We start from the raw sequence: 10,259 nt of genomic DNA on the forward strand, positions 1-10,259 counted from the left end.
CCGCCCCGTCGGCAGTGTGACGCCGTTGGCGCGCAGGCAGTCCGTGTACGCCTTGGTCGCCTCGCTGCCGGCGCCCCCGTTGGACGGGCCCGCGGCACTCGTAGCGCTGCCGCTTCCCCCACCGCAACCGGCGAGCAGCAGTACGAGTGCCGCGGCGGCGGCCGGCGCCACCGATGTGGTCCACGCCGATCGTCCCGAGTACCTCGTCATGACGTCCTTCCCCACGAGAGCTTCGGGGTCGGCGCCGGACGGCGCACCGCCCATCCGCCCAGGACTCAAGCACGTGCGGTTGGCCGTATCCCGCGCGCCGCCTGGGAGTTCGCTGTGAGCGACCGGCGGGCGAGGTGTCGTCGGCGGGGTCGGATCGCGGGAGGTTGTCCCGATCGGCGCGGTTTTGCCGGTCGCGCGGTCGGCGTCTACGGCCGGGCGTTCCCAGGGATCTCCCAGGCGACGGTCAGTCTTCGGGCACGTGTGCGCTTCAGGCTGTGCCGCCATGAGGCGTGTACGACTGCGACGAAAGTCGGTCCTGATCAATGTGGCACTGGCCACCGCGATGCTCACCGGTGCCGGTTTCGCCTACGCGGCGGTGGAAGGCGACGACGGCGGCACGCCATCCACCCGGGTGCGGACCGGCAAGGTGACCAAGGGGACGGTGATGGCGACCGTGTCCGCCTCCGGGGCGCTGTCCTCGCCCTCCGACGCGGGCGTGTCCTTCGCCGCCGCGGGCAAGGTGACCGAGGTCGACGTCAAGGTCGGCGACACGGTGAAGGCGGGTCAGGTGCTCGCGCGCATCGATCCCACGCAGGCGCAGGAGGCGCTGGACGCCGCGAAGTCCGGTGTGGTGGTCGCCCAGGCCAATCTCACCAAGGCCAAGCAGGGCACCCCGGTCCAGCAGAACGGTGGCGGTGGCGGCAACGGTGGCAGCGGCAACCAGGGCGCCGACGTACAGAACACCGTCCTGCGGGGGAGCACCTCCCCCCGGCCCACGCCTGACGCGACGGCCACGGCGCCGCCGTCCGGGTCCGCGTCGCCTCCCGTCGCCGAGCCGCGTACGACCGTCACCGTCATCGTCACCAAGACCCCGACGGCCACCCCGTCGCCGAGCACGACGGTGGACGCCGCGGCGGTGACCCAGGCCGAGGCGGCCTTGGTCACCGCGAACAACAAGGTCGTCGACGCACAGCGGGCCCTGGACGGGTGCGTGCTCACCGCGCCGTCCGCCGGGATCGTGGCGTCGGTGTCGGGAAAGGTCGGCGACTCGGTGTCGGCGGGGTCGTCCGGGTCGTCGGGTTCCGGGGGTTCCGGTTCGACTTCGGCGGGTGGCGCGGGCGGCTCCGGCGGTCAGGGCGCGTCTTCGGGTTCGAGCGCGGCGGCGTCGGGTTTCGTCGTGTTGGCCAATCCGACCGGGATGCAGAGCAAGGTGTCGTTCAGCGAGGCCGACGCCGCGAAGGTCAAGGCCGGCCAGCCGGCCACCGTGACCATGAACGTCGACACGGCGACCAAGCTCAACGGCCATGTGGTGAGCGTCAATCCGCTGCCCGACAGTGGCGCGTCGGCGGGCTCGGTCAAGTACGGCGCGACGATCGCCCTCGACGGCGACGTCTCGACCCTGCGCACCGGCCAGACCGCCAACGTCTCGGTGGTCGTCGCGCAGGCCGATGCCGCGTTGCAGGTGCCGTCGGCGGCCGTGACCGGGACCGGCTCGGCCGCGACGGTGCGCATCCTGGTCGACGGCGTCGAGCAGCGCCGAACCGTGGGCGTAGGAGTCGTGGGCGACCAGACCACGCAGGTCGTCTCCGGGCTGACCGAGGGCGAGGAGATCGTGATCGGCACGACGGCGGTGGCCGGGAGCACGGGTTCCGGCGCGACCGGCGGGCGGGCTGGTCAGTCCACCCGCGGCGCGTCCGCGGGCGTGACGGGCGGCGGTGGATTGCCCGGCGGCGGCGCGAACTTCGGCGGCGCCGGCGGCTTCCCGGGCGGCGGGGCTCGATGACAGCGGCATCATCCGCGGTCTCCGCGCCGGTGATCGACGTCCGTACGGTCACCAAGTCCTATGGTCGCGGCGAAGCCGCCGTACACGCGCTGCGCGGCATCGAACTGAGCATCGAAGCCGGCGAGTACGTGGCGGTGATGGGCAGTTCCGGCTCCGGCAAGTCGACCCTGATGAACGTTCTGGGCTGCCTGGACGTCCCCACGTCGGGTCGATACCTCCTCGACGGCATCGACGTCGGCCGGCTGGACGAACATCAACTCGCCCTCGTGCGCAACCGGCGGATCGGCTTCGTGTTCCAGTCGTTCAATCTCATCCCCCGCACCAGTGCGCTCGCCAACGTCGCGTTGCCTCTGTCCTACGCGGGAGTCCGCTCGCGCGAGCGCCGCCGGCGGGCCCTGGCCGCGCTCGACCTGGTCGGTCTCGCCGACCGCGTCGACCACGCTCCCAACGAACTCTCCGGGGGGCAACAGCAACGCGTCGCGCTCGCCCGGGCCTTGGTCACCGCGCCCGCGCTGCTGCTGGCCGACGAGCCCACCGGCAACCTCGACAGCCACAGCACGGCCGAGGTGCTCGCCATCCTGGACCGGTTGCACGCGGCCGGCCGCACGATCGTGATCATCACCCACGAGGACGATGTCGCGGCCCGCGCCCAGCGCGTCCTGCGCCTGGTCGACGGCCTGGTGGTGGGCGACGACCGCCGCGCCGCCGAACCGCCCGTATCCCTGGAAGGCGCGCACCGGTGAACCCCGTCGAGATCGTCCGGTTCGCCGTACTGGGCCTGGCCGCCAACAAGATCCGGACCGCGCTGACCATGCTCGGCGTGCTGATCGGTGTCGGCGCGGTGATCCTGCTCGTGGCCGTGGGCAACGGCTCGTCCGAGTCCGTCCAGGCGTCCATCGAAAAGCTCGGCACCAACCTGCTGACCGTCTCGCACACCGCGGGCGGCGGGCGATTCGGCGCGGCCGGGCGCGGCAGCACGCTCAAGGACCTGACCCCCGAGGACGCCAAGGCCCTCGCCAACCCGGTCCTGGCTCCGCACGTGAAATCGGCCGCGCCCGTACAGACCACGTCGCAGAGCATCACCTACGCGGGTCAGTCGGTGACGGTGGATCAGATCGTCGGGACCACCCCGGACTGGTTCGCCACCACCAACCACGACCTGTCCCTGGGCGCGCTGTTCACGCCCGAGGACGTCACCGCACGGCGCCGGGTCGCGATTCTCGGCAGCACCACGGTGGAGAACGTGTTCGGCACGGAGAGCGCGATCGACAAGGAGATCCTGATCGGTGGCGTGCCGTTCCGGGTCGCGGGGGTGCTCGAAACCAAGGGTGGCAGCGGTGCGCAGGACTCCGACGACACGATCGTGCTCCCGGTCACCACGATGCGCGACAGTCTCACCGGCTACGGCTCGCTGTCGTCGATCGCGGTTCGGGCGACGTCATCGGACGAGACGACGTTCGCCCAGGAGGAGATCACCTCGATCCTGAACAACCGGCACAAGATCACCGGTTCGGCCCAGAGCGACTACCGGATCACCGACCAGCAGGCGCTGCTCGGCGCGAACGACGAGACGAACAAGACGTTCACCGTGCTGCTCGCGGCGGTCGCGGCGATCTCGCTCCTCGTCGGCGGGATCGGGATCACCAACATCATGCTGGTCACGGTCGCCGAGCGGACCCGCGAGATCGGCATCCGCAAGGCCATCGGCGCGCCGCGGGGCGCGATCCTGGGCCAGTTCCTCGCCGAGTCGACGTTGTTGTCGGTGATCGGCGGCGGTCTGGGGGTGGCGGCGGGGTTGTTCGCGGCGCGCTTCGAGGTGGTGGGGATAGCGCCGGTCGTCGTACCGAGTTCGGTGATCGGCTCGTTCGCGGTGTCGGTAGCCATCGGCCTGTTCTTCGGAGGCTATCCGGCTGCCCGCGCGGCGGCGTTGCGGCCCATCGAGGCACTACGACACGAGTAGCCCTACGACACGCGCAGCCCCGAGACACGCGTAACCCTACGACATGCGTAGCCCTGCGACCCGAACAGCCCTGTGCCCCCGAGCAGCGCAGACGCGCAAAAGACGCACGCGAAGAGCCGGCCGAGCACACGCGGAGAACCCAGGAGACACGACACCATGACCCCGAAGCACCGCCCGGGCCCGTTCGGGACCCGGCCCCTCGAAGTCCAACCTCCCGAAATCCAACCCCTTGACGTCCAACCGCTTGACGTCCGATCGCGCGCGCCACAGACCCTCGGCGGGGCCGTCCGCCTCGATCCCCGGTCCGACGAACTCGGATCCGAGGCGAACGACCCCGCCGAGACCGGGTTCGTCGGCGGTTTCCGCACCGAGCCGGACCCCGCCGACGAACCCACTCCCGGCGAGACCACCGAGGACATCCTCGACCGGCCGCCGACCATGCGCGACGTCGGCGACGAGCTCGCCGCGCCGCCTCGGCGCAGGCTGCCCGTGCTGACCCTCGCGCTCGGCTCGGGCGCGCTGCTGGCGGTCGGCTTCCTGGCCGGGGTCCAGGTACAGAAGGACCACGGCTCCACCACCTCGGCCGCGGGCGGCGCCCGGGCCGGAGCGTCGGGCGCGGCGGCGTACGGCGGACGCGCACCGGGCGGGGCAGGCCAACAGGGAACCGGTCAGCAGGGGGCCGGTCAACAGGGCGCCCCCGGGGCCGCGGGCACGGCGTCCACCGGCGTCACCACCGGCACCGTCAAGGTCGTCGACAACTCGTTCATCTACGTCTCAGATTCGTCCGGCAACATCCTCAAGGTGAAGACCGACACCGGCACGAGAATCCAGGTCACCCGGGACGGCAAGACCGTCGACCTCAAGCCGGGCGACACCGTCGTGGTGCGCGGCGCGACCGGCGACGACGGCTCGATCGCCGCGACCAGTGTCAGCCAGGGCACCGCGGGAGCCGGCCGCGCCGGCGCGCCGGGCGGGCAGGGTTGACATGGACGTACCCGTCGACCCCGGCCGCGCCCGCCTGCTCGTCGTGGACGACGAGCCCAACATCCGGGAACTGCTGTCCGCCAGCCTGCGGTTCGCCGGGTTCGAGGTGGATTCGGCGGCGGCCGGCGCCGAGGCGTTGGCGGCGGTGGCGCGCTGCCGACCGAGCCTGGTGGTGCTCGACGTGATGCTGCCGGACCTGGACGGGTTCGAGGTGGTCCGCCGATTGCGCGCGGACGGCACCAGGCTGCCGGTGCTGTTCCTGACCGCGAAGGACACCACCAAGGACAAGATCACGGGGTTGACCCTGGGCGGGGACGACTACGTGACCAAGCCGTTCAGCCTGGAGGAGTTGATCGCGCGCATTCAGGCGGTGTTGCGCCGTGTCGACGGCGGCGACGGCAGGTCGGTGCCCTCGAACCGGCTCGCGGTCGCCGACCTCGAACTCGACCCCGACGGCCACGAGGTGCTGCGCGCGGGCCGCCCGGTCTCGTTGTCGCCCACCGAGTTCAAACTGCTGCGCTACCTCATGCTCAACACCGGGCGGGTGGTCTCCAAGACCCAGATCCTGGATCACGTGTGGCAGTACGACTTCGGCGGCGATCTCAGCATCGTCGAGTCCTACATCAGTTACCTGCGCCGCAAGATCGAACTCGACGGCGGCAAGCTCATCCACACCGTGCGCGGCGTCGGCTACGTCCTGCGCCGACCCCAGGCGACGATCTGACGGGGCACGGACAGGCGATGCGCCGGATGCGCCTGGCCCACCCCGGCCGACTGTCGTTGCGGGTGCGCGTGCTGATCATCGCCACCGCCCTGGTCGCCGTCGCGCTCCTGGTCAGCGAGACGGTGGTGGTGGGCTCGCTGCGCGGCTACCTCACCGACCAGGTCGACCGGCAACTCGAACAGGCCGCCCGGGGCTTGGCGTTTCGTCCGCCGGAGGCCCAGGGCGAACAACGCCCGGGGCCGTCGGGCAATCGGCCGCACGCCCCCGGCGTCCTGCCCAGTCGAATCGTCGCCGAGTACCTGGCCCCCGACGGCACCACGAGCCAGCGCCTGCGCACCGGCGCGGAACAGGAGTTCCGGCCCAGCCTGCCGCACCTGGACACGGCGGCGGTGCAGGTGCGCGGCAACCGGGCGTTCGAGACGGACTCGGTGTCGGGCGAGACCCGGTGGCGGGTGTTGGCCGTCCCGCTGCGCGGCGGCGAGGGCAGCGTCGTGCTGGCCGAACCGTTGGACGACGTACACGCGACGGTCGATCGTATGCGCAGCGTGTGTCTGGTGATCGGCACCACGTGCCTGGCCGTCCTGGCCGCGGCCGGGTGGTTCGCGCTGCGTGGCGGCCTGCGTCCGCTGCGCCGGATCGAGGAGACGGCTGCGGCCATCGCGGCGGGCGACCTGTCGCACCGTGTGCCGGTGGTGGCCCCGGGCACCGAGATCGGTCGGCTCTCGGCGTCGTTGAACGGCATGCTCGCGCAGATCGAGACCGCGTTCGCGGCGCGCGCCGAGTCGGAGACCCGGATGCGCCGCTTCGTCGCCGACGCGGGGCACGAACTGCGCACCCCGCTGGCCAGTGTGCGCGGCTTCGCCGAGCTGTATCGGATGGGCGCGTTGACCGACCCGGCCGAGGTCGCGCGCACGATGCGCCGGATCGAGGACGAAGCGCTGCGGATGGGCGGCCTGGTCGAGGACCTGCTGCAACTCGCCCGCCTGGACGAGCAGCGCCCCCTGTGCAGCGAGCCGGTGGACCTGCGGATCCTGTCGGCGGACGCGGTACACGACATCAAGACCCTCGCGCCGGACCGCCCGGTGACGTTGACCGGCCTGGACGGCGGACCGGCGCGGCCGGTCACCGTCTCGGGCGACGAGGCACGGCTGCGGCAGGTCGTCGCGAACCTGGTGTCCAACGCGCTCACCCACACCCCCGCCGGTACCGCGATCCGGATCGCGGTCGGGCACGCCGGCCCTGTCGGGACGCCGTGCGCCGCGTTGGAGGTGGCCGACGCCGGTCCTGGGCTGACCCTCGCCGACGCCCAGCGCGTGTTCGAGCGCTTCTACCGAGTCGACTCCTCGCGCAGCCGCGCGGCCGGCGGCGGCTCGGGCCTGGGTTTGGCGATCGTCGCCGCGCTGGTCAACGCGCACGCGGGGCGGGTCGAGGTGCGCACGGCGCCCGGCGAGGGGGCGTCGTTTCGGGTCCTGTTGCCGGTTCCGGAGTACGGACACCCGGCCCCGAGCACGCGAACGACACTCGGCCGCGCGGATGGCCCCCGCTCCTGACGCGCCGCCGGACGCCTGTGCCGCCGCCTGTCGGTACCGGTCGGTGCCTGCCTGTCCCGGCGGGAATCAGCCCTGCGCGGGCATCGCGCTCATGTCCATGTACATGACCTCCCACAGGTGCCCGTCGAGGTCCTGGAAGCTGCGTCCGTACATGAAGCCCTCGTCCAGCGGCTTGTTCGACGGCTTGCCGCCGGCGGCGAACGCCTTCTCGACCAGTTCGTCGACACCCTCGCGGCTGTCCGCGCTCAGACACACGATCGACTCCGTGGTCTTCGTGGCGTCGGCGATCTCCTTGGTGGTGAAACCCTTGAAGAACGGCTCGGCCAGCACCATCAGGTGAATGGTCTCGCTGATCGCGAACGAACTCGCGTTGCCGTCACTGAACTGCGGGTTGGGCGTGAACCCGAGCGCGGTGTAGAACTCGGTGGCCTTGCCGAGGTTTTTCACCGGGAGGTTGACGAAGATCATCGTGGCCATGGTGGGTCTCTTCTCGCTCGTCGCGGGAGGCGCGCTCGTTGCCGGGCCGCCGGGTGCTTTCGAAGGGGTAGACGGCCCGGCGGGACGAAACTCATCGCCGATTTCCGAGAAAGTTCGAAAGTGCGTTCCCCGGCCGTTGCCTACGCGCGATGGGTGCCCTTCGAGCGACGCGAACGCCTGCTCCCACCGGCCGCCGAACCGGGGCCGGACCCCGCGCCGGGCCCCGACCCGGGCTGCCCCGGCCCAGGGTCCGGACCCGCGTCCGGCCCGTCTTCGAATCCCGCCGGCACTGCCCGCTTCGTGTCACCGTGCCCGGGCCACCACGCCGCGTGGCCGATCAGCGCGGTCAGGCTCGGCGTGAAGATCAGCGCCATCACGAACGCCGCGATCGCGATGCCGCTGGAGAGCGCGAAGCCCATCTGGGACAGCGTGGAGTTGCCGGCCAGCATCAGCGTGGCGAACGTGCCCGCGAGGATGATGCCGGCGGCGGCGATCGTGGGCCCGGAGTGCTTGACCGCGACCGACGCGGCGATGTGCGGCGGGTGCCCCTCGCGTGCCTCCTCGCGCAGCCGCGACACCATCAGGATGTTGTAGTCGGTGCCCAGCGCGACGACGAAGAGATACATGATCACCGGGAGCATGAACATCAGGCCCGGCTGCGTACCGATCTTCATGAACAGGAACGACGTCGCGCCGAGCGTCGCGCCGAAGCCGAGGGCCACCGACAGCATCAGGTACCACGGTGCGACCAGGCTGCGCAGCAGCAGCGCCAGGATGATCATGATGCAGAGCGCGGCGACCGGGAACACGATCGAGTAGTCGCGGTCCACCGCGCGGTTGATGTCCACGTAGACCGCGCTGATGCCGCCCACGAGCGCCTTGGTCCCGGGCGGGGCGGACTCGTGCGCGATCGGGCGAAGCCGCTTCTTGATCGTGGCCAACGCGTCGTCGGAGGCCGGGGAGTCGGACAGCACGACGTCGTACGACGCGACCCGCGCGTCGGGGCTCAGCATCGGCTCGGCCACCGAACCGACACCCTTGACGCCTTGCAGGGAGGCCCGAAAGGGGCCCAACTCGGCCGGGGTGAGCGGTGCCTGGTTCCGCGACTGGAGGAACACCGAGGTCGGATCGGTGGTGCCGGGCGGGAAGCCCTTCTCCATGTTCTTGAGCCAGACCACCGACTCCTTGTCCTTGGGCAGGGCCGATCCGGCGAGGTCGAAGTTCGGCTTGTAGCCGAGCGCGCCGAGCGCGAGGACGCCCATGAATACGGCGGACAGCACGGCGAAGACCACCGAGTGCCTGCCGATGCCGGTACCGAGCTTGGCGAAGCCGGTGCCGTGCGGTTGCTCGCGCCACGACTTGGACGGCCAGAACACACGCGTGCCCAACAGCGAGACCACCGCCGGCACGAGCGTGAGCCCGGCCAGCAGTGTCACGAACACCGCGATCGCGAGCGCGGGGCCCATCGAGCGCAGCATGCCCAGACTCGACAACGTCAGCGCGGCGAACGCGACGATCACCGCCGCGGCGGCCGACGCGATGGCCTCGCCGACGCGTGAGACGGCGTGCACCATGCCGTTCTTCGGGTCGGCTCCCTCGCGCAGCACCTCGCGGTAGCGGAACAGCAGGAACAGCACGTAGTCCGTACCGACACCGAACAGCACGACCGTGAGCAGTTGCTCGATCGAGCTGTCGGCCTTCATGTCGAAGGCTTTGTTCGCCGATGCGATCAATCCGGTGGCCATCGGCGCGATCAGGCCGATCACCACGACCGGGAGCAGGGCGATGATCGGACTGCGGAAGATGATCAGGAGCAGCACGATGATGATCACGATGGTTCCGACGGCGACGAGCGTGCCGGCCGTCTTGGACGAATCGCGTTCGTCCAGCGCCTGGGCGGCCGAGCCGGTGATACCGGCCGACAGGTCGCTGCCGGCGAGTTCCGACTTGAGGCTTTTGCGCAGAGTCTCGACGGCGTCCTGCGGCTTCTCGTCGTTGGGGTCCTTGATCTCGGGCATCACGATCGTCGAGGTCTGCACGAGGCCGTTCGGCGAGACCGCACCCGGGGTCACGGCCTGGACGGGGGTGACGTTGCGCGCGGCGAGCTTCGCCGACACGGCGGTGACCCGCTCGCTGTCCGCCGGGGTGAGCGGTTTGCCGTCGGCGCGTTGGAAGACGACGACCGCGCCGATGTTCTCGTGCTGTGGGAACGCCTGATCGCGCACGTCCGAGGCTCGGATGGACTCGTAGCTGTTCGGCAGGAAGCTCGCCTCGTCCGTGCTGGACGTCAGGGTGGGGGCGAAGCCGATCACCACGCCGGCCGCCACCACCCAGCCGAGGATGACCCACCATGGCCTGCGTACGACAAACCCGCCCAGGGCCGCGAACATGGGCGCCTCGCTTCGTGCTCGTGACGGTCGATGGTCCTTCTCGTCACGGTCGGCGAGGCGGGCCGCCCTCGCCGGCGGGGTGGCCCGAGCGGGTGACGGGCAGTAATCACGCGCGGGTCGTCGGCGACCGCGGCGACGCCCCTTCGGCACGCGCGACGGCTGTCCGGCGACCGGTGGGGTT

At 71.1% G+C, this 10,259-nt stretch carries 8 protein-coding genes and 1 pseudogene; 6 read left to right on the forward strand and 3 right to left on the reverse strand.

Going from position 1 to position 10,259, the window contains the following annotated elements:
- A pseudogene (locus GT354_RS33710) lies at positions 1 to 210 on the reverse strand (hypothetical protein); the annotation flags it as partial.
- Positions 211 to 493: 283 nt separating this feature from the next.
- Between GT354_RS33710 and GT354_RS56000 the strand changes: the two are divergent.
- The 6 genes from GT354_RS56000 (at position 494) to GT354_RS33740 (ending at position 7,211) form a co-directional block, all read left to right on the forward strand.
- Positions 494 to 1,993: a biotin/lipoyl-binding protein gene (locus tag GT354_RS56000; protein WP_161360167.1), complete on the forward strand. Its 1,500-nt coding sequence runs from the start codon at positions 494 to 496 to the stop codon at positions 1,991 to 1,993.
- A complete protein-coding gene (locus GT354_RS33720) occupies positions 1,990 to 2,736 on the forward strand; it encodes an ABC transporter ATP-binding protein (protein WP_161360168.1) in 747 nt (248 codons plus the stop codon). Before GT354_RS56000 ends, GT354_RS33720 begins: the two co-directional genes overlap by 4 nt.
- The gene (locus GT354_RS33725) at positions 2,733 to 3,953 is read left to right on the forward strand and encodes an ABC transporter permease (protein WP_161360169.1); all 1,221 of its coding nucleotides are present in this window, start codon (positions 2,733 to 2,735) and stop codon (positions 3,951 to 3,953) included. The genes GT354_RS33720 and GT354_RS33725 overlap by 4 nt, the downstream gene beginning before the upstream one ends.
- 156 nt (positions 3,954 to 4,109) lie before the next feature.
- Entirely contained in the window at positions 4,110 to 4,937 is an 828-nt protein-coding gene (locus GT354_RS33730) for a hypothetical protein (RefSeq protein WP_161360170.1), read from the forward strand.
- A gap of 1 nt (position 4,938) precedes the next feature.
- A complete protein-coding gene (locus tag GT354_RS33735) occupies positions 4,939 to 5,661 on the forward strand; it encodes a response regulator transcription factor (protein WP_161360171.1) in 723 nt (240 codons plus the stop codon).
- 17 nt (positions 5,662 to 5,678) lie between these two features.
- Positions 5,679 to 7,211, forward strand: a complete 1,533-nt coding sequence (locus GT354_RS33740) for a HAMP domain-containing sensor histidine kinase (RefSeq protein ID WP_161360172.1) — start codon at positions 5,679 to 5,681, stop codon at positions 7,209 to 7,211.
- A 66-nt stretch (positions 7,212 to 7,277) separates the two neighbouring features.
- Here the strand turns inward: GT354_RS33740 and GT354_RS33745 are convergent, their stop codons facing one another.
- Positions 7,278 to 7,688: a VOC family protein gene (locus GT354_RS33745; protein ID WP_161360173.1), complete on the reverse strand. Its 411-nt coding sequence runs from the start codon at positions 7,686 to 7,688 to the stop codon at positions 7,278 to 7,280.
- Positions 7,689 to 7,828: 140 nt separating this feature from the next.
- Positions 7,829 to 10,078: an MMPL family transporter gene (locus tag GT354_RS33750; protein ID WP_161360174.1), complete on the reverse strand. Its 2,250-nt coding sequence runs from the start codon at positions 10,076 to 10,078 to the stop codon at positions 7,829 to 7,831.
- Positions 10,079 to 10,259: the final 181 nt, after the last annotated feature.

Origin of the sequence: Streptomyces sp. SID3343 (assembly GCF_009865215.1) — a bacterium.
In the GTDB taxonomy this organism is placed as follows: Bacteria; Actinomycetota; Actinomycetes; order Streptomycetales; family Streptomycetaceae; genus Embleya.